This window comes from Desulfacinum infernum DSM 9756 (assembly GCF_900129305.1).
In the GTDB taxonomy this organism is placed as follows: Bacteria; Desulfobacterota; Syntrophobacteria; order Syntrophobacterales; family DSM-9756; genus Desulfacinum; species Desulfacinum infernum.
Genome location: NZ_FQVB01000004.1, coordinates 118,719 through 138,874 on the forward strand (window position 1 = coordinate 118,719; position 20,156 = coordinate 138,874).

The following is a 20,156-nucleotide window of genomic DNA, read 5'->3' on the forward strand; positions in this document are numbered from 1 at the left end:
GGGTCCTGGATGGCTGGGCGCTCCCTGGCGGCCTTGCCGGCTACCACGGATATCGCTCCGAAATTTCCGGAATTCCTCTGTAGGGGCGAATGATTATTCGCCCCTACGGTTTCCATGCACGAACAGGATACAGCCATGTTTGACGCAAACATCAGCACGCATCCGGGGGCGGAACGTAAAAATCCGTGGGGGCGCTGCGCCGCCGCGAGGTGATGTTTCGGATGTCCGAAAGGATGTAGTCGTAGGTCTCCGGAGAGATCATGAGCGGCTCGAAGACCTCGATGCCGGCTTCCCGAATGGCTTCCTTCCAGAAGCGATCCCGCTCGGGGGTTGCGGATTCGTACTGGTGTTCGTAGTAGATGGCCCGGATGCGGGCGGTGGCGATGAGCTTGAGGCAGACATAGCAGGGAGCCAGGGTCGTGTAGAGGGTGGCCCCGGCGATGGAGATGCCGTATCGGGCCGCCTGGGCGATGGCGTTGGCCTCGGCGTGGCTGGCCTTGCAGAAGTTGTACTTGTCGATGTCCGGCACCCCCAGGCTTCTCCGATAGCAAAAGGGGGCCCCGTCCACATCGGGCATGTCGATGCAGTGGGGCGCTCCGGGCATGGCCCCGTTGTAGCCGGTGGCCAGAATGTGGTTGTCCTTGACGATCACGGCCCCGGTGGGCCGGGAATTGCACGTGGAGCGGGTGCTTACGATCTTGGCGATCAGCATGAAGTATTCGTGCCAGCTGGGACGCTTTCGTGCCATGCCCGAATGCCTCTCTGTCACAGGGATTCGTCCACCTCGTCGCCGTAGAGGAAGCAGCGGACCCAGTGGCGATCCCCCTTCTCCTTGAGCACCGGCACCGACTTCCGGCACTGTTCCATGGCCTTCGGGCATCGGGGGTGGAAATGGCAGCCCGATGGCGGATTGAGCGGGCTGGGAAGGTCGCCCGTGAGCCCCTTTCTTTCCTTCTTTCGGTCCGGGTCGGGGAGCGGGGCCGCTTCCAGCAGGGCCTGAGTATAGGGATGGAGCGGGTTGCGGTAAAGCTCCTTCTTGTCCGCCAACTCCACGATGCGGCCCAGGTACATCACCGCCACCCGGTCGCTGATGTGGCGAACCACGGAAAGGTCGTGGGAGACGAAAAGGTAAGTGAGCTGGAACTCCTCCTGCAGGTCCATGAGCAGGTTGATCACCTGAGCCTGGATGGAGACGTCCAGGGCGGAGACCGGCTCGTCGCAGATGATGAGTTCCGGCTGCAGGGCAAGCGCCCGGGCGATGCCGATGCGCTGTCTTTGGCCGCCGCTGAATTCGTGGGGATAGCGGTTGATGTGTTCCGGGCGGAGGCCCACCACGTTCATGAGATAGCGCACCCTGTCCATCCGCTCTTCGGGCGTGCCCACGCCGTGAATCACCAAGCCTTCCGAAATGATGCGGCCCACGGTCTGGCGCGGATTGAGGGACGAATAGGGGTCCTGGAAGATGATCTGCATCTTGCGGCGCAGGGGACGCATCTCGTCTCGCGAAAGGGCCAAGATGTCCCGACCGTCGTAAAGGATGCTCCCGGAAGTGGGACGCTCCAGGCGGAGGATCACCCGGCCCAGGGTGGATTTTCCGCAGCCGCTTTCTCCCACCAGTCCCAGGGTTTCCCCCCTGCGGATCGCCAGGCTCACGCCGTCCACGGCCTTCACGGTTCCCACCTGGCGGCGGAAGACCCCGCCCGTGACGGGATAATGTTTTTTGACCTTTTTCAGAACGACCAGTTCCGAAGCGTTTCCGTTTTGTGCCATCTTCGAATCTCTTGCGGATAGGGAGTTCACGGGTTCATCCAAATCGGCGCCTAGGAGGGTGTCCGAAAACGCCACAAATCAGTGCTTTTCTCGTAGCGCAGCCCTTCAGAGCTGCGGAAGAATTCCCGGTTGTCGAACAGGCCTCGCATAGGGCCTGCGACTTCAAGGGGTCACGATGGCCCTTTCCGCGGGGCTGAAGCCCCGCGGCTACGAAGTGATTGGAAATTGCCGACATCTTGAGCCTGAAAACCATTCTCGGGCAGCCTCCTAATGGAAAAGCCAGCACCGCACCGAATGCCCCTCCTTGGGAGTGGTCAAAGGCGGCTCTTCGGCAAGACACCGGTCGAAAGCGTGGCGGCAGCGGTCGTTGAATTTGCATCCCACGGGCAGGGCCAGAAGGCTCGGGACCACGCCGGGAATCACCTCCAGCCGCGTCTTGTCGTCTTCGCTCATGCTGGGAATGGATCTCATGAGCCCGCGCGTGTAGGGGTGGAGAGGATCGTGGAAGAGCTCTCTCACCGGGGCTTCCTCCACCACCCGACCGGCGTACATGACCACCACGTGTTCGGCGGTTTCGGCCACCACCCCCAGATCGTGGGTGATGAGCAAAATGGCCGTACCCGTGGTGCGGCTGAGCTCCTCCATGAGCTCCAGGATCTGGGCCTGGATGGTGACGTCCAGGGCCGTGGTGGGCTCGTCGGCGATGATGAGTTTGGGGTTGCAGGCCAAGGCCATGGCGATCATGACGCGCTGGCGCATACCGCCGCTCATCTGGTGGGGATAGTCCCGCACCCGGGATTCGGGCGACGGAATGCCCACCATGCGAAGCAGCTCCACGGCGCGATCCATGGCGTCCGCCTTCTTCATGTTTTCGTGCAGTTCCAGCACTTCGGCGATTTGATCGCCCACCCGAAAGACCGGGTTGAGCGAGGTCATGGGCTCCTGGAAGATCATGGAGATCTTGTTGCCTCGGATGGAGCGCATGCGGCTTTCGGGAAGGGCCACCAGGTCGGTGCCCTCAAAGAGGATGCGCCCCCCGACGATGCGCCCGGGCGGTTCAGGGATGAGCCGCATGATGGAAAGGGCGGTGACGCTCTTGCCGCACCCGGATTCGCCCACCACGCAGAGGGTCTTTCCCGTATCCAGGGAAAAACTCACGTCGTCCACGGCCTTGGCCACGCCGCGGTCCGTAAAGAAGTAGGTCTTGAGATTTTGAACTTCCAGCAGTTTAGTCATGGACACAATCCTTGATCATTCGCGAAGTCGCGGGTCCAGCGCGTCGCGCAGCCCGTCGCCGAGCAGGTTGAAGCCGAGCACGGAAAAGAGAATCATGAGCCCCGGAAAGGTGACCGCCCACCAGGCGCGAAGGATGAGCGCCCGGCCGTTGGCCAGCATGGCGCCCCATTCCGGCGTGGGGGGCTGGGCTCCCAGCCCAAGAAAGCTGAGCGCCGCGGCTTCCAGGATGGCCGAAGCGAAGCCCAGGGTGGTCTGGACGATAAGGGGTGCCAGGCAATTGGGGAGAATGTGCAGAAAGATGAGACGGCTGTCGCGGGCGCCCAGGGCCCGGGCCGCCTGCACATAGTCCTTGGCGTATTCCTCCAGCACGGAGCCGCGCACCAGCCGGGCGTACCGGGGGATGCTCACCACGCCGATGGCGATCATGGCGTTGCGGAGGCTGGGGCCCAGGAAGGCCACGATGACGATGGCCAGAAGGATGCTCGGAAAGGCCAGGAGGAGATCCATGAAGCGCATGATCACGTTGTCGATCTTCCCGCCGTAGAAACCCGCCAAGGCCCCTGCGATGGTGCCGAAAAAGAGCGAGATGGAAACCGACACCACGCCCACCACCATGGAGATGCGCGCGCCGTAGATGATGCGGCTCAGGAGATCCCGGCCGAAATCGTCGGTTCCGAGAATGTGATCCCAGGTCCCCTTGGCGTCCCAGACGGGCGGCTTGAGCTTGGAATAGAGGGACTGTTCGATGGGATCATGGGGGGCCAGCCACGGGGCGAAGAGAGCCATGACGAGAAAGAGCGATATGATGGCCAGACCGACCATGGCGGTCTTGTTCTTGCGAAGCCGTAGCAGGGCTTCCACCAGAGGACTTCTGGACTTTTCCAGGCCGTCGTTGGCCGGAGCCGGTTGGCTGTTTGGTAGGGTCTGTGCTGCAGCAGTCATTTAACTCACCTTGATCCTGGGATTGATCCACGCATAGAGGATGTCCACCAGCATGTTGATGGTCACGAAGGTGGTGGCGATGAGCATGGTGCCGCCCTGCACGGCGTTGAAGTCCCGGGCGTAGACGGCGTTGAGAAGCCACAGGCCGATGCCGGGCCAGGCGAAGATGGTTTCCGTCAGGATCGCCCCGCCGAGAAGGATGCCGAACTGGAGGCCGATGACGGTGATAACCGGAATCAGGGCGTTCTTGAGGGCATGCTTGTAGTGGACGACCCTGGGGGAAAGCCCCTTGGCCTTGGCCGTTCGGATGTAGTCCTGCCGGAGGACTTCCAACATGCTGGATCGGGTGATTCGGGCGATGATGGCCATCGGGATGGTGCTCAAGGTAAAGGCCGGCATGATGATGTGCCAGACGGCGTCTTTCAGGGCCGGCCAGTTGCGCGTGAGCAAGCTGTCCAGGATGTAGAGGCCCGTGATGGGTTCGATGTGGATGTGGTAGCTGAGCCGTCCCGAAAGGGGGAGCCACCCCAGGTGGACCGAAAAGATGATCATGAGGACAAGGCCGAGCCAGAAGATGGGCATGGACACCCCCACCAGGGAGAGCACCATGCTGGAGTAGTCGAAGACGGAATACTGGCGGGTGGCGGACATGATCCCGGCCAGCATGCCCAGGGTCACTGCGAAGATCATGGCGGCGATGGAAAGTTCCACCGTGGCCGGGAAGCGCTCGGCGATCTCGGTGGTGATCTTTTCGTTGGTGCGGAGCGCCCGCCCCAGGTCCCCCTGGGCGAGTCGGGAAAGAAACCTCCCGTATTGCACATGCAGGGGCTTGTCCAGCCCCAACTGTTCCCGGACTTCCTTCAGGGCCTGCTCCGAAGCACGTTCCCCCAGCATCATCTCCGCCGGGTCTCCGGGAACCAGGTGAATCATGAAAAAGACCAGAACGGAGATTCCGAAGACCGTGGGGATCAGGGCCAAAATGCGGCGAATGATGAAACTCAGCAAAATCCTATCCTCGACAATAAAGCGGCAAGGGCCCGGAGGCCCCTGCCGTCGTCCTTGTTCAAACCATCGGGCCCCTCCGGATCGGGGGACCCGAGTCCGTCAGCCTATTCCACCCACACCTTGTGCAGGCGCACGCTTCCCGTGGGATGCAGCTTGAAGTTCTGAACCCGCTTTTGCATGGGCCAGACCACCAGGGAGTGGGCGATGTTGATGAGAGGCACCTCTTCGTGGATCAGCTCCTGGGCGCGGCGGTACAGCTTGATGCGTTCTTCCTTACTGCTCGCCTGTTTCGCCTTCAGAATGATCTCATGATATTCCTCGTTCTTCCATTGGGTGCGCACGTTGGGATCGGCGTAGCCGTCCAGGAGCACGGCCAGGAAGTTGTCCGGGTCGCCGTTGTCACCCGTCCAGCCCAGCTGGAAAAGATCCATGGACGGATCCTGTTCCCGCTGCTTCTTGAGATACGTCCCCCATTCGAAGGTCACCAGCTCCACATCGATCCCCACCTTCTTGAGGTCCGCCTGGATGGCTTCCCCCACCTTCATGCCGTTGGGGTTGTAGGGGCGGGGAACCGGCATGCTCCAGAGCGTGATCTTGGTCTGGCCGGCTTCCTTCAGCTTTTCGAAAAACTTGGCCTCTTCCAGGAGCTTCTTGGCCATTTCGGGATCATAGGGGTAATCTTCGATGTCGTCGTTATACCCCCACATGTTGGGCGGGATGGTGTTCTTGGCTACCTGACCCAGGCCGTAATAGATGTTGTCCACGATGGCCTTCTTGTTGATGGCGTAGGCGATGGCCTTGCGGATCCTCTTGTCCTGCCACAGCGGCTTGGTGTGGTTGAAGCTCACGTAGCCGATGTTCATGCCCGGCTGGGAAACCAGCTTCAGGTTGGGATCCTTCTTGGCCAGCTCGATGTCTTCCGGGTTGGGGAACTGGCAGATGTCGATGTTGCCGGTCTTCAGTTCCAGGAAGCGCACCGAGTTGTCAGGGATGACGCGGAAGATGGCCTGATCCAGGTAGGGGCGGCCGTCCCAGTAGTCCAGGTTGGCTTCCAGGATGATCCGGTCGTCCTTGATCCATTTGACGAACTTGAACGGGCCGGTTCCCACCGGGTGGCTCTTGAAGTCGGGGCCGTATTTCAGAACGGCGGTGGGGCTCACGATGGCGGCGAAATCCATGCCCATGTTGGCGATGAAGGGAGCTTCGGGCCTCTTGAGCTTGAAGACCACCGTGTACTCGTCCACGGCCTCGATGCTGCTGATGATGTCGTCCATCTCCATGGAGAGCCAGTACTCCGCAGGCGGCTGATCCTTGGGGAATTCCCACTTGTCTTTGAAGAACTTGACGTTCTTCTCCTTCATCATGCGCCCCAGGGAGAAGACCACCGCATCGGCGTTCATAGGCGTGCCGTCGTGGAACTTCACTCCCTTGCGGAGATGGAAGGTGTAGGTGAGACCGTCTTCCGAAACCTCCCAGGAGGTGGCCAGACCCGGAACGATGTCCGTGGACTCGTCGGCGTAGAGAACCAGCTGGTCGTAGACGTTGTCGCAGATCATGAAGGAGTTGCCGTCGGTCTCGAAGGCGGGGTCCAGTCCGACACTGTCACCGCCGCGTCCGAAGACCAGCGTGCCGCCGATCTTGGGCGTGGCCGCCATGGCGACACCGCTCAGGAGAAAAATCGCTGCCAAAGCTGCAAACCACCATCGTCTCATGCTTCTCCCTCCTTGTTCCTGTTCCGTCCATTTGGCTCAAAAAAACGAATGTTGCCCACTCCAAAAACCTGTGCACACTTACCAAAGAATGCTTATTGTGTCAAAGCAATAGGTTGCAAGACCACCGATCAGGCCCTGGATCTTCAAGAAAAGTGACATTAGGGTGAAATCTGCGCATATCCGGTTCGGCACATGGATGTGTGGAGGAGGCGTCATGGCACGGGAACAGCGAGAGGTGAAAGGATTCCAGGACATGATGGATCGCATCAAGGGCTCCATGGGTGGCGGTGGCGCGCCGGATCCCACTCGGCGCAAGATGCATTTCTCCTTCTGGTACTTTCTTTTGGCTCTGCTCGTCGTTTCGTGGCTCCAGGACCACATGCTGGTGCAGCAAACGGTGCGGCTGCCCTACTCACATTTCAAGCAACTGGTGCGGGAGGGCGCTGTCCGTAACGTTATCCTGGAGCCTCAAAAAATCAAAGGCGAAATCGTGGAAGGAGATCTGGCCGGGCGGCTTTTCATGACGGTGCGGGTGGAAGACCCCGAACTGGTGAAGCTACTGGACGAACGGGGGATCTCCTACACGGGCCGGCTGGAAAACAAGTGGCTGGAAGCCATTCTGTCCTGGCTGCTGCCCATGGCTCTTTTCATCGCCTTTTGGAGTTTCCTCATGCGCCGGATGGGCGCGGGCCCCCAGGGGGTTCTTTCCATCGGAAAGGCCCGAATGAAGATCTACGCGGAAAAGGAGGTGGGAATCACCTTCGAGGACGTGGCGGGGATCGAGGAGGCCAAGACGGAACTCCAAGAGATTGTGGAATTTTTGAAAAACCCGGAAAAATTCCAGCGCCTTGGAGGCAAAATCCCCAAGGGCGTGCTCCTGGTGGGAGCCCCGGGGACGGGCAAGACCCTGCTGGCCAAGGCCGTGGCCGGGGAAGCGGGGGTTCCGTTTTTCAGCATGAGCGGTTCCGACTTTGTCGAGATGTTTGTGGGCGTGGGAGCCGCACGGGTGCGGGACCTTTTTTCCCAGGCGAAACAGAACGCTCCCTGCATCATCTTCATCGATGAGCTGGACGCCCTGGGAAAGGCTCGGGGGCTCAACCCCGTGGGAGGCCACGACGAACGTGAGCAGACCCTGAACCAGCTCCTGGTGGAGATGGACGGTTTCGAACCCAATTCGGGGGTGATCATCATGGCGGCCACCAACCGCCCGGAGATTCTCGATCCGGCGCTCCTTCGCCCCGGACGATTCGACCGGCACGTGGCCGTGGACAAGCCGGACATCCGGGGCCGGGAGGCAATCTTGAAGATCCACACCCGCGACGTAGTGTTGGACGACGACGTGGATCTCCACAAGGTGGCGGCCATGACGCCGGGGTTCGTGGGAGCCGACCTGGCGAACTTGGTGAACGAGGCGGCCCTGCTGGCCGCCCGGCGCAACAAGGACAAGGTGGGCATGGCCGAGTTCCAGGAGGCCATCGACCGGATCATCGGGGGACTGGAAAAGAAGAACCGCGCCATGAACCCCAAGGAAAAGGAGATCGTGGCCTATCACGAGGCCGGTCATGCCCTGGTGGCTATGAGCGTGCCCCATGCGGATCCGGTGAACAAGATCTCCATCATCCCGCGCGGCATCGCGGCGCTGGGCTACACCCAGCAGATGCCCACCGAAGACCGTTACCTCATGACCCGCGAAGAGCTGCTGAGTCGCCTGTGCGTGCTGTTGGGAGGCCGCGTGGCCGAGGAGATCATCTTCGGCGATGTGTCGACGGGGGCTCAAAACGACCTGCAGCGGGCCACGGATATCGCCCGCAGCATGGTCATGGAATACGGCATGAGCGAAAAGCTGGGGCCGGTCACCTTCGCCCGCGAGCCGCGTTCTCCCTTCCTGGATTCGGGACTGGCGCCTCGCGCCAGGGAGTTCAGTGAAAAGACGGCCCAGGAAATCGACGAGGAGATCTCGCGGGTCCTGGAGGAGGCCTATGGGAAGGTGCGGCACATCTTGAGCGAAAAACGGCCTTACCTGGAAAAACTCGCCGGGCAACTGCTGGAAAAGGAAGTGGTGGAAGGGGAAGCCCTGCGGGCGTTCGAAAAAGAGGTTCGGGGGACGCCGGAAGAAACGCCCTAGCCAAAACCCGCCCGCATGTAGGGGCGAATGATGATTCGCCCCTACATGTGCGTGGTTGCGAAAGGGTGTTACGTTGTATGTCTCTATCCAAGTCGGTCGCGGGCCTTAGCAGGGATCCCCACGGCTAAGAGATATCCCACCCATCCCAGTTCTTCACCAGCTCCACCAGGGTTCGCACCCCGAAACCGCTGGCTCCCTTGGGGATCCAGCCCAGATCCTTTTCGGCCAGGGCCGTCCCGGCGATGTCCATGTGGGTCCAGGGGGTCTGATCGTCTACGAACTGCTTGAGAAACATGCCGCCGATGATGGCTCCCGCATTGCGGTTGCCCACGTTCTTGAAGTCCGCCACGTCACTCTTGATCTCTTCGAAATAGAAATCATGGAGAGGCAACGGCCAGAAGAGCTCTCCCACGGTCTCGCCGGCTTCCTTGATCTTGTGAAGCATGGCCTCGCGGTTGCCCATGATGCCGGCCACCCGATCTCCCAGGGCCACCACGCACGCACCTGTGAGCGTGGCCAGATCCACGATGCACGCCGGCTGGTACTTCTTGGCATAGCTCAAGGCGTCGCAGAGAATCATGCGGCCTTCCGCGTCCGTGCTGATGACCTCCACGGTAAGGCCGGCGTGGGTCTTGATCACGTCCCCGGGCTTGTAGGCCTTCCCGTCCGGCATGTTTTCCGTGCACGGCAGGAGCGCCACCACGCGGCGACGGAGGCCCAGGCGGCCGATGGCTTCCATGGCTCCAAGCACGGCGGCGGCACCGGCCATGTCGCGCTTCATGTCCTCCATCTTGGCGCTGGGCTTGATGGAGATGCCCCCGGTATCGAAGGTGATGCCCTTGCCCACCAGGACGATGGGGGCCTGAGCTTCGGTCCCCGACGGGGCGTATTCCAGGATGACGAATCGGGCCGGCTCCCGGCTTCCCTGGGCCACGGCGGCGAAAGCCCCCATTCCCAACTCCCGGGCCTTGTCCAGGTCGAAGGCGTCGAAGTGCATTCCGCAAGCCTTGGCGATCTCGGCGGCCCTCTGGGCGATCCGAGTGGGGGTGACCAGATTGGAAGGTTCGGTGGTGAGATCCCTTGCGGTGGTGATGCCCTGAACGACGGCTTCGACTTCCTCCAAGATCTGCGCGGATTCGGGCAAGGGATCTTCCGTCAAGACGGTCAGGCGGGACGGCAGATCCGGTGATTTTTCATTGCCGTTTCGCGTTTTGAGCCGTTCGTTCTTGTAAAGCCCCAAAGCGGCGGCCAGCAGCGTCTCGCGTACCGCGGCGGCCGCGTCGAAGGGAAGTCCCTCAAACCCAAGCGTGGGAAGGCCCACGTGGCTGACCTTGAGATCCCGACAGCGACGGGCGGCGGCCGCCGCCGCCTGCCGAAGCTTTTCCGGCGTGCATTCGGAAACCTTTCCCAGTCCCGCCGTAAGGATCCGCGGAACCTGGGCGGGGGTGGGAGAATAGAGCACGGAGATCTCTTTGTGTTTGCCTTGGATGTCCTCAGCCGCCTTGGTCTGCTTCACCCAGGGAGCGTGCTGTTCCATCCACCGGCGAAACCCCGGCGTAAAGGGGTCCGGATCCTCCAGGCAGAAAAAGACGAGAATGTCTGCTTCCCATTGGAAAGCCGGCGCTTGAACGGTTCTCAATTCCATAAATGCAACCTCCTCAAGGTGTTCTTTTGGTTGAAACTCCGATCCGGTTGATGGAATCGCCGAAACGTTCCATTGACAACAAATCCTGCGGACCTAAGAGCCTGACGGAGAACGGCAGGTTTGCGCCGTTCAATGCCCATCCGTCATCCCCGCGAAGCTTGTCCCCGGCATGAACGGGGAGCAGAGATCCAGGAGTTTCGGGAACCTATGGACTCCCGCTTGCGCGGGAGTGACGGGTGGCGGAGTTTTCAGACGGCCTCCTAGCTGTCCGAAAACGTCGCGGATGATCTCTTTTCTCGTAGCGCAGCCCTTTAGGGCTGCGGATGGGCCTTCGGGCGTCGGGGAGGCTGTCGGGTACTGCCCGCCACTTCAAAGGGTTACGATGGCTCTATCCCGCGGGGCTGAAGGCCCGCGGCTACGAGAGGAACGGAACCCCCCCTGCATCTTGCGCAGGAAAGCGATTCTCGGAAAAGCTCCTTGGCCATACCGTCACCGAAAGCACCAAGGGCTTTCCTCGGCTAAACCCTCTCCTTACCCCCCCCAAACGGTCAGGGAGATGCCCGCCCGCATGGATGAAAGATTGGGCCGATTGGTGTTCATTCGGGTTCATGCACGGTTCCCTTCGACATCGATCGGGTCATTCTCTTGTCGGTTCTTTTTTCACCCCGCCGAAGCTTGGGAATCCAATGGGACCACATGCATCATCCCCGATTCTCCGTCGAAATAGAGGAGCCTACCCGCATGGGCCGGAGGCCGTCCGGCAAGCACCCGGATGGCCTCCAGAGCCTGCAGGCTCCCGATGACGGCCGCCGTGGGTCCCAAGACGCCCAGGGCCTGCTCGGAGGCATGGCGTTCCCGTCGCTCACCGTAGATGTGCTCCAGGCCCAGGGGGGATTCGGGCAAGAAGGTGGTCAACTGGCCCAGCCACCCCGCCACGGCGCCGTGGATGAAAGGGATGCCATAATCCCGTCTCGCCCGGTCCATGAGGAACCGCGCGGGGAGATTGTCCACGGCATCGATCAGCACGTGGGCACCCGCCGCCAGCTCGTGGAGGGTGCTCTCGTCCAGAGTCACTTGGAGAGCCGTGACGCGAACGAAAGGATTGATCCGGCGGCAGACGGCTGCGGCCACCGCCGCCTTGGGCCGACCCAAGGTGTCGGTGCAGGAAAACCACTGCCGGTTCAAATTGGAGAAAGCAAAGGTGTCGCTGTCGCAGAAACGGAGATGGCCCACGCCGGCCCGTGCCAGAAGCTGCAGGATGGTACCGCCGAGACCGCCGCAGCCGCACACGAAGGCGGTGGCTCGAGCCAGCCGCAGTTGTTCCTCCAAACCGAGGGCCCACACGTTTTTGCTGTAGCGGGCCGGCAGGATCCCCTCTTCCAGGGCGCGGAGTTGGGCATCCCAGGGGGCGAGCCCCCGAGACTCTGCCCAGGAAAGAAGCGCGGTGTCCTCTACAACGCGGATCGTCGTGTCTCCGATTTGCTCGGCATGAGCCAAGGACGACAACTGGTCCACCCCGTGGCACCTCCCATCCGATTTATAGGGTTCCCAGAGAGCTTCATATCTCCATCGTGCATGGATCCCTCAATACACAAGAGCCCTGGGATGTTCAATAGAATGTGAGGGCGGGGACCATTCCGCGGGCAGGGGGGATGCATGGTCGTAGAGGAAGAGGATTCGGATCCGGGAAAGAGTGCCGGCTAAAGATGCGCTGTGAGCGCTGGTCGTGCGGTCTGGGGGGAAAAGAGCGTTGACAAAGGCAGACGCCGTGGGTAGCGTGAGCCGCGATAGCCACAGGCACTCCTTGAAGATTTTATTTACCAAAACCATGCATCTGCCGATTTTTATCTATGTGGGAGGACCCAATGAGTTATCGTATTTTCAATTTCAATCCCGGCCCGGCCATGCTTCCTCTTTCCGTCCTGAAGCAGGTACAGGAGGAACTCCTGGACTATAAGGGTTCCGGGATGTCCATCATGGAAGTGAGCCACCGGTCCAAGTGGTTCGAAGATGTCCTTCAGGACGCCATCGCCCGGACCAAAAGGCTCTTGGGCCTGGACGACCGATTTCGGGTGCTCTTCATGCAGGGCGGGGCGAGCATGCAGTTCTGCCTGGTGCCCATGAACCTCGCATTGGGGGATAAGCCGCTGGACTATGTGGATACGGGAACGTGGTCCACCAAGGCCATCAAGGAAGCGAAGATCCAGGGGAAGAAGGTTCGGGTGGTGGCGTCGTCGGAGGACAGGGAATATACCTACATCCCGGAGAGCATACCGATCGACGAGGACGCAGCCTTCCTGCATATAACGTCCAATAACACCATCCGGGGTACGCAGTTCAGGGAGTTCCCCAGGCCGAAGAAAGTGCCGCTCATAAGCGACATGTCGTCAGACATCTTCAGCCGTCGCTTCGATCCCGCCCCCTTCGGTCTCATCTACGCAGGAGCCCAGAAAAACGCGGGCCCGGCGGGCGTGACCCTGGTCATTGTTCGAGAAGACATGCTGGAGCGGGTGCCTGCCGGGCTTCCCACCATGCTCAAATACACCACCTACGCGGAGAAAAATTCTCTCTACAACACCCCGCCCTCTTTTGCCATCTACGTCACCGGGTTGGTGCTCAGGTGGCTGGAAGAGGAGATGGGCGGGCTGGAGCACATGGAAAAAACCAACCGGGAGAAAGCCGAACTCATCTACGGATACCTGGACAGCCAGGATTTTTATCGGGGAACGGCGGAACCCGCATCCCGGTCATGGATGAACGTGACGTTTCGGCTTCCTTCCGAAGAACTGGAAAAGGCCTTCCTTGAACAAGCCCAGCAAAACGGCCTGGGAGGCCTCAAGGGGCACCGTTCGGTGGGAGGATGCCGCGCGTCCATCTACAACGCCATGCCGATCGAAGGAGTGCAGGCCTTGATCGAGTTTATGAAGGATTTTGCTTCAAAGAACGGTTAGGCCGGAATCCGGTCCGGTGTTTCGATAGACGGCGGTTTGACCATGGCGTCGAGGCAGCTCGGCGGTCTGCGTGTGTGGAAGGAGGACGGTTCCGCTTGGCAAAGGAGAAAGGGTCATCCAAGGAACTGCGGCCTGGGTTGAGTGTCGACATCGTTACCAGGGTGGACTTCAACCGGGAGGTCATTGACGTCAGGAGGGCCTCTGTTTTTGATGTAAACGGTGACTACATCATCGTCTCCCGACCCACTCCGGACTTTCAAGAAAAGCACCTGGGCAAGAAATGCACGGTGACTTTTGTGGTGAGGGAGCAAGGACTGAAAAGCAGGTTCGGAGTCTCGGCCCACCTGGAGAGTCTGCGGGACAACTACGTGCTTCGAGAAGGAGTATCGGTTCAGGCGGCGATCCTGCGCGCGGTAGGGCCGGTGGAGCCTTTCAATGTTCGCATGGCGTACCGCGTGAGGCCCCCTATTAACAGCGGTCTCGCCCTGGAGGTGGAGGGCGACCGGGTCAATCTTCTGGACATATCGACGGGCGGCGCAAGGTTTCTCACGACCATGCGACCCGCGCCGCAGTTCCGGCAGCGCCTCAACGTGACCCTGTATCTGGATGGCAAGGCGTACGCATTCAAAGCCTTTGTGGTGCGGGTGGGCGATCCCGGGCCGGAGTCCCCGAAACCGGGAGCCAGTGAGGTGGCCGTGCAGTTTTCAGGGATGGAGAAGAAGGTGAAGGAACTTCTGGCGCGGAGAATACTTCAGATCGAGCGGGAGTTGCGTGCCAAAGGCTTGGAAGATTAGTCGCCTCCTCCGACTCGGCCTGGAGCGGCCGGTGTGAGATCGCGTGCCGCCGGAAGCCCTCCTCGGCTTCGGGCGGCGCGCACCGCTCGGATGACGGCCGCCTCCAAGCACTGGGCGGCCAGGCTCCCCACGATGCTCACCTCCACGTCCTGCAGGTCTCCGCAACTCAAGGCGAAAACCGTGTCCCCGTCGTACTGGGTGTGGCAGGGGACGATGCTTCGGGCCAGGCCGTCGTGGGCCATCTGCGCCACTTTGGTGAGACCCACCTTGCCCATGGCGGCGTTGGTGGCGATCACGCCGAGAACGGTGTTCTCGCCGGCGGAAAATCCCCGCAGGCGCTTTCGTTCCAGCAGAGCCTGTTGGGAATCCAGGATTTCGTCTTTGTCCGGAGCCGTCCGGCAGCCGGCCAGGATGCGGCCCGAAGCGCGGTCCACCACATCGCCGAAGGGGTTCACCACGACCAAGGCCGCCACGCAAAGGCCCGAAGGAGTCCGAAGGAGATGGGAACCCAGTCCGCCCTTCATGGCGTGATCCAAACCCAAGAGTTTGCCCACGGTGGCCCCGCAACCCGCGCCCACACACCCTTCCTCCACCGGGCTTGTCGAGGCGGACTCGCATGCCCGGATGCCCAGGGCCGCATCGGGCGGGGAACCGTGCCGATTGATTCCCAGATCGAAGATCACCGCCCCGCAAACGATGGGAACCACTCCGTATTCCGTCTGAAATCCAACGCCGCGGTCCTTTAGATACCGGCGCACCCCGTCGCCCACGGCCAGGCCGAAAGCGCTTCCTCCCGTGAGGAAGACAGCGTGGACCCGATCCACCAGGTTGAGAGGGTTAAGGCCTTCCGTGCCGTAGGTGCCCGGGGCCCCGCCGCGGATGTCTACTCCGGCCGCGCAACCGCCCTCCAACAGGATCACCGTACAACCCGAAAGGCCGGTTTCCGTTTGAGCATGTCCCACCCGGATTCCCGGCAACGCGGTAAGCGTTTGGTTTTCCATGGACTCCTTCCTGAATTGAGCGGGTTCTATGAAGCTCAGCTGGGGCTGTTCCTTCCCATCATGGGGTTTGGACGGGTGGATGGGGAGCCCGCCCCTGCGAAAGCAGATAGACCTTTCGGGTAGAGACGGGATCGATTCTGCCCCGCTCACCTCTCGGTGATAAACCGATAAGAAAAGGTTCGATTTCGGCGAAAAAAGACATGGAACACAGTGGCGCACGGACCGTCGCGACCTGCGCCTCTTTACGTGTAGCCGAAGGATGGGGATTGCGCAAGGGAGGAGCCGCCGGCCGGTGGAGGCTGGCGGCTCAACAGGGCAGGGGTTCAGTCCGGCGTGCCCATGCTCAGGATTTGTCCGGTGCCATGGGATTCGGCCGTATACGCCCGGGAAACGGAGGTGACCGCTTCGTAGGTCTTGAGCAGGCGGTGCCCCAAAGTCTTGGCCAGGCGTCTGTAGAAGCGCATGGCGCTCTCAGGATGGCTTTCCAGAATCCGCCGCATGGCCTCTCCCGGAATGCGCACCGCACGGGTTTCCGAAAGAGCCGTGGCCGTTGCCGAATAAGTGGGCCTGTCCATGAGGCTGGACCATCCGAAGACCTCTCCGGGTTTGCTCACCAGGTAGGCCACGAAGCTGCCTTCTTCCAGGGTGAGTTTGATATTTCCCTTGAGCAGAACAAAGAAATGGGTGGCGGGGTCCCCTTCCCGGAAGAGGATAGTCCCCGGTTCAATGGTGATCTTCTCCGATTGGTCCATGAACTGGGCGATGATGCGGTTGTCCAGGTCACGGAAGAGATCCGACTGCTGGATAAACATGGCTTTCCCCCTCGATTTCCATGTGTGTTCATCGGGTGCCCCCGCCAGAGAGACGAGGGCGCATGGGCTGTGGCCCCGGAAGCACCGTTGCGAGGTCCTTCCGAGGCGTTATTATGGGCATCTTGAGGGGGAGGCGAACCATGACGACCTCTCCTTTACCGGGGTGAAAGGGCCTGTAGTAGTCGAACAAATCGAGCAGGCCGGGTCAACCTGTATGGGCTAGGAAAGGCACTTGGCAAACGTTTTGGCGATCACCCGCACGTGGGCCTTTTCCTGCTGCGCTAGTTCCAGGAAGATTTCCCGCACCAGGTCGGAAACGGGCAAGGCGGCGGCGTTTCTGTAAAGATCCCAAGCTGCGTATTCAATGTTCAGGGCCAATTCGCCGAACGCTGTGCAGTCGTTGTAAGGCAGGGTTCGTAGCCGGGCCAGTTCGTCGGCCGGATGGGCACCGCTTTCCAGAAGGGCCCCTTCCAGGGAATCGAAGAGCTCATCGAACGGGGCTAAAGGCTCTTCCGGATAGTGGCGGCTGAGGATCCGATAGAGGACGTGGGCATGGTGACGTTCGAGATCCTGGAGGGATCGGGCGGCCTCGGCCATGGGGGAATCCCCCAGGAGTTGCTGGGCGTGTGCGTAGAAGAGCCAAGCACCTTTCTCCAGATCCATGGCCTGCTGCAGCGCACGGCGGGGGTCGGTGACATCCTGAAAGATCTTGACGCGCGGAAAATCGAGGAGCTCCTTCCCGCTCCAGGCGTAGTAACCGCCCACCAGGTTGATGAGGGCCTTGGCGTCGGGATGGGCGTCGGCCGCCAGCAGGGCGGCGGCCTGCGAACGGCCTCCGCTGGCGCAATAGAAAAGAAGGTCCCGCTGCGGATCCAGTTCCGCCAGATGCGCCTCCAGGACGCTCAGGGGAAGAAGCCGGGCCCCGGGGATATGGCCCGCCTCGTATTCGGCCGGTTCCCGCACATCGATCAGCACATAGTCCTTTTCCTTATGGGTCCTGCGGTAATCGTCCAGCTCATCGATAAAAAGGGAGCGGATTCTTTGTGATTTTCGTTGGTCGGCCATGGCCCTCTCTCCCTATTGGATTACGCACTCGTGGATGTGACGTTCCAGGAGCTTTTCTTCCATTCGGACGATCCTCCCGATCATGACATCCAGGATCTTTTCCACAAGCTCCGGAAATTGGCGGAGGATCTTGCGGAAGCTCTCCCTGTCGATCGTGAGGACCTCCACGTCGGTGGTCGCCCGCACGGCGAACAGCCGCTTCACGTCGGCCAGGAGGGCAAGTCCGCCGAAAAAGTCGCCGGGATGCAGCTCGTGGACGAGGAAGCTGTGGTCCTCGTACTGGCGGATTACCTGAGCCGTCCCCTGGATCAGGATGTAGGCCTTGTCGTCGGCTTCCCCCTGCTGGAAAATAAACTGCCCCTTTTCAAAACGGCGCCGCTTGCAAAGGAGCGCGTAAACTTTGAGGCGCTCCAAGGGAACCCCGGCGAAGACATCCACCCGTCGCAGAATCTCCACGTTTTGGTCCAGCTCGCAGGCGCACTCCATACTGCCGGAGGCCGAACCCAAAGATTCCCTATTGGTGTCCTCGTACGAGCTCATAAAACAACCCCTTTCTCTCCAGCAGTTCTTCATATCCTCCGATTTCCACGATCTGCCCGGACTTCATGACGGCGATCAGATCGTAATCGCGGATGGTTTCGAGCCGGTGGGCTACGGAAATGATGGTGGTCTTGCCTCGCAGTTCCACATCCAGGTAGTGCTGGATCCGGTGCTGGCTTGCCATGTCCAGGCTGGCGGTCGCCTCGTCCAGGATGAGCACTCGAGGCTTTTTGAGCAGCGCCCGGGCGATGCCCACTTTCTGCTTTTGGCCTCCCGAGAGCCGATCTCCCTTGCTGCCCACTTGGAATTCCAGCCCCAGATGAAGGACATGGTCGTAAAGATTTTCCTTGTGGAGAATTTCCAGAACGGCTTCCATGACCTTGTCCCACACCCAGGAAGCCTCCTCTTTCAGCCTGCCGAAGAGCAGGTTTTCCAACAAAGTGCGGCTGTAGAGATACTCGTTCTCGCTGTAGTAGATGAAGGCGTCCGGGTCCTTTTGACTGCAGTAGTCGCGAAAGAGCGGCCGGGCTTCCAGGATCTTGGACCGGAGGGCTTGAGGTACCACCACCATCTTGTGCTTTCCGGGAATGGTGCGCAGAGCCAAAGCAAGAAGGGGCTCCGTATCACGCGGGTGGATCGGAACGGAGGGACCTCGGTAGTGCTCCAGGATGTGGCGGTAAAGATCCAATTCATCGGCTGGAATGGGAGACTGCTGAAAGAAGAACGGATCGTCTCCAAGATCGCTCAGAAGGGGCACGGTCCTTCGGGCCACGTCGAGCCCCAGGGCGAGGAGGGGCTCCCACAGCCCGCTTTCCTCCAGGAAGGCACGGAACCGGGGGCTCTTGGGAAGGATCTCACACGGCCGCCCTTCCCCGACCGGGTAGCCGAATACGATGTTGGTGGCGATACTGCTGTAGTCGAGAAAGGTGCCTTCTTGGAAGAACTCCACGGAGTCGCCAAGCTGGGACCCCCAGGTCTGGTGGAGAAGGCGTCGGGCCCGAAGGACCTTGGCCGTCAATTCCTCGCAGCATTCGCGTCCCAGGACGGTGTTGAGCCCGAAGCGGAGAACGTCTTCCGTCAGCCCCACGCGCTCCACGATATCCAGGACCTCTCCGGGGGCGGGTTCCACGGGTTCCGACGTGCCCCCATCGAAGGCCGCCATGGCGCGGAAGCCATAGAGAATGTTTTCGCGGATGGAGCCGTCGAAAATAAAAGGGTATTGAGCCACAAAGCCCAGGTGCGGCGTCAGCTCCGCTTTGGCCAGTTCCTTCAACTCGTATTGGTCCAAATAGACGTGGCCGTAGTCGTAGCGGTACAGCTGGGCCATGATCATGGCCAGCGTGCTCTTGCCGCTCCCCGATAGGCCGACGAGTGCCAGGCGCTGGCCGGGTTTGAGTTCCACGTTGATCTGCTCCAGCAGGCGGATGTGGCCGTCCACCTCGAAGGACAGATCTTCCACCCTCACATGCCCGCTGATGTGTACCGGTTTCGGCTCGGGGGCGGAGATCCGAAACTCGGGTTGCACGTCGAAGGCTTCCTGGATCCTTCGATAGGAAACGGAGGCGTTCTGGTAATCTTGATAGAAATCCATGAGCTCCTTCCATGGGTCGTAGAGCTTTTCATAGGCGGACAGGAACGCCACCAGGGCGCCCAGGCTGAAACGCCCTTGGATGCTCAAGTAGCCGCCGATGAGGAAAAGGAGGAAGGGTCCCAGGCTTTGAAAGAAGTTGTTGGTAAACTTGATTCCGAACTTGTAGAGATTCATCCGGTGGCGCAACTGAAGGAGGTTCCGGGAGAAGCGCGCCACCTTTTCGTTCTCCAAGTCGTAGCTGGCGTTGGCATGGATCTCGTGGATCCCGGACACGGCTTCTCCGACGGCGTTGCTCATGGCCCGGGTCACGGTCACCCGCTCGCTGTTCAGCCGGTTGAAACGCTTCTGGAGAAAGGGGATAATGGCGATTTCGAAGGGATAGGTGGCCAGGCTCAGGACGGCCAGCAACGGGTTGAGATGGAACATGTAAGCGCCGAAGGTGGCCAGCGTGAGAACGTTGACCACGGGGACGGTCACGGCGCTTCCAAGAAAGTCGGCCACGGAAGAAATTTCCGCCGTGAGCGAAGAGATGACCATGCCGGGCGGAGTCCGACGGTAGAACCCGATGGGCAGTTGCAGGATGTGGCGGTAGAGACCCGTGCGCATCTCCACCAGGATTTTCTGGCCGATGTAGCCTTGGAGAACGTTGATGGCGTATTTGAGCAGGCCGGCCAGGAGGACGGCGCCCATGTAGAGGCCGCAATAGACGAAGAGCGTGTGGATCTTTCGAAACCGCACGGCCTCGTTGATGATTCTCTTCTGCATTTCCAGGGGAAAGACCCTGAAAAAGACCGTGAAGACGATGAGCAGCAAGAGCAGGGCCTGAAGGCCCCGGCAACGGGTGAGGGCCCAGGACCAGAGGGATTTTTTTAGGATCATCCGGGTCGCTCCTTCAGACCGGAAACGTCTGTGGCACGGGCGTGTCGAGAAGGCGGATCCGCCGGGTGTTCCTTCGACGGACTCCTGA

General features: G+C 60.7%; 16 protein-coding genes. 3 read left to right on the top strand and 13 right to left on the bottom strand.

The window, feature by feature from the left end; all coding sequences use genetic code 11:
- Positions 1–151: 151 nt before the first annotated feature.
- From BUB04_RS01625 to BUB04_RS01650, 6 genes are all read right to left on the bottom strand, one after another.
- Positions 152–748, bottom strand: coding sequence for a deoxycytidylate deaminase (locus tag BUB04_RS01625; protein WP_073036320.1), 597 nt, complete (start codon positions 746–748; stop codon positions 152–154).
- A gap of 17 nt (positions 749–765) precedes the next feature.
- A complete protein-coding gene (locus BUB04_RS01630) occupies positions 766–1,770 on the bottom strand; it encodes an ABC transporter ATP-binding protein (protein ID WP_073036321.1) in 1,005 nt (334 codons plus the stop codon).
- Between the two features lie 267 nt (positions 1,771–2,037).
- The gene (locus BUB04_RS01635; protein WP_073036323.1) at positions 2,038–3,006 is read right to left on the bottom strand and encodes an ABC transporter ATP-binding protein; all 969 of its coding nucleotides are present in this window, start codon (positions 3,004–3,006) and stop codon (positions 2,038–2,040) included.
- Positions 3,007–3,021: 15 nt separating this feature from the next.
- A complete protein-coding gene (nikC, locus tag BUB04_RS01640) occupies positions 3,022–3,948 on the bottom strand; it encodes a nickel transporter permease (RefSeq protein ID WP_084075876.1) in 927 nt (308 codons plus the stop codon).
- Entirely contained in the window at positions 3,949–4,953 is a 1,005-nt protein-coding gene (locus BUB04_RS01645; protein ID WP_178371867.1) for an ABC transporter permease, read from the bottom strand.
- A gap of 104 nt (positions 4,954–5,057) precedes the next feature.
- Positions 5,058–6,665 carry an ABC transporter substrate-binding protein gene (locus BUB04_RS01650; RefSeq protein WP_073036325.1) on the bottom strand — a complete coding sequence of 536 codons (1,608 nt, stop codon included), beginning with the start codon at positions 6,663–6,665 and terminating at the stop codon, positions 5,058–5,060.
- Between the two features lie 214 nt (positions 6,666–6,879).
- On the opposite strand from BUB04_RS01650, the gene ftsH reads away from it, so the two are divergent.
- Entirely contained in the window at positions 6,880–8,790 is a 1,911-nt protein-coding gene (ftsH, locus tag BUB04_RS01655) for an ATP-dependent zinc metalloprotease FtsH (protein ID WP_073036327.1), read from the top strand.
- A 124-nt stretch (positions 8,791–8,914) separates the two neighbouring features.
- On the opposite strand, the gene BUB04_RS01660 is transcribed toward ftsH, so the two are convergent.
- Together BUB04_RS01660 and BUB04_RS01665 are read right to left on the bottom strand one after the other, a co-directional pair.
- Positions 8,915–10,435: a leucyl aminopeptidase gene (locus tag BUB04_RS01660; protein ID WP_073036328.1), complete on the bottom strand. Its 1,521-nt coding sequence runs from the start codon at positions 10,433–10,435 to the stop codon at positions 8,915–8,917.
- Between the two features lie 660 nt (positions 10,436–11,095).
- Positions 11,096–11,950, bottom strand: coding sequence for a HesA/MoeB/ThiF family protein (locus BUB04_RS01665; protein WP_178371868.1), 855 nt, complete (start codon positions 11,948–11,950; stop codon positions 11,096–11,098).
- 350 nt (positions 11,951–12,300) lie between these two features.
- On the opposite strand from BUB04_RS01665, the gene serC reads away from it, so the two are divergent.
- On the top strand, positions 12,301–13,386 hold the full coding sequence (gene serC / locus BUB04_RS01670) for a 3-phosphoserine/phosphohydroxythreonine transaminase (protein ID WP_073036330.1): 1,086 nt from the start codon (positions 12,301–12,303) through the stop codon (positions 13,384–13,386).
- Between the two features lie 95 nt (positions 13,387–13,481).
- Positions 13,482–14,180: a PilZ domain-containing protein gene (locus BUB04_RS01675; RefSeq protein ID WP_073036332.1), complete on the top strand. Its 699-nt coding sequence runs from the start codon at positions 13,482–13,484 to the stop codon at positions 14,178–14,180.
- Here BUB04_RS01675 and BUB04_RS01680 read toward each other — a convergent pair.
- The 5 genes from BUB04_RS01680 to BUB04_RS01705 form a co-directional block, all read right to left on the bottom strand.
- Complete coding sequence (locus BUB04_RS01680) at positions 14,177–15,181, bottom strand: P1 family peptidase (RefSeq protein ID WP_073036334.1); 1,005 nt, start codon at positions 15,179–15,181, stop codon at positions 14,177–14,179. The genes BUB04_RS01675 and BUB04_RS01680 overlap by 4 nt on opposite strands.
- A 323-nt stretch (positions 15,182–15,504) precedes the next feature.
- Positions 15,505–15,993: a cyclic nucleotide-binding domain-containing protein gene (locus tag BUB04_RS01685; protein WP_073036335.1), complete on the bottom strand. Its 489-nt coding sequence runs from the start codon at positions 15,991–15,993 to the stop codon at positions 15,505–15,507.
- A gap of 219 nt (positions 15,994–16,212) precedes the next feature.
- A complete protein-coding gene (locus BUB04_RS01695) occupies positions 16,213–17,058 on the bottom strand; it encodes a rhodanese-like domain-containing protein (RefSeq protein ID WP_073036339.1) in 846 nt (281 codons plus the stop codon).
- A 12-nt stretch (positions 17,059–17,070) separates the two neighbouring features.
- Entirely contained in the window at positions 17,071–17,598 is a 528-nt protein-coding gene (locus BUB04_RS01700) for a cyclic nucleotide-binding domain-containing protein (RefSeq protein WP_178371869.1), read from the bottom strand.
- A complete protein-coding gene (locus BUB04_RS01705; RefSeq protein ID WP_073036343.1) occupies positions 17,573–20,068 on the bottom strand; it encodes an ABC transporter transmembrane domain-containing protein in 2,496 nt (831 codons plus the stop codon). The genes BUB04_RS01700 and BUB04_RS01705 overlap by 26 nt, the downstream gene beginning before the upstream one ends.
- Positions 20,069–20,156 lie beyond the last annotated feature (88 nt).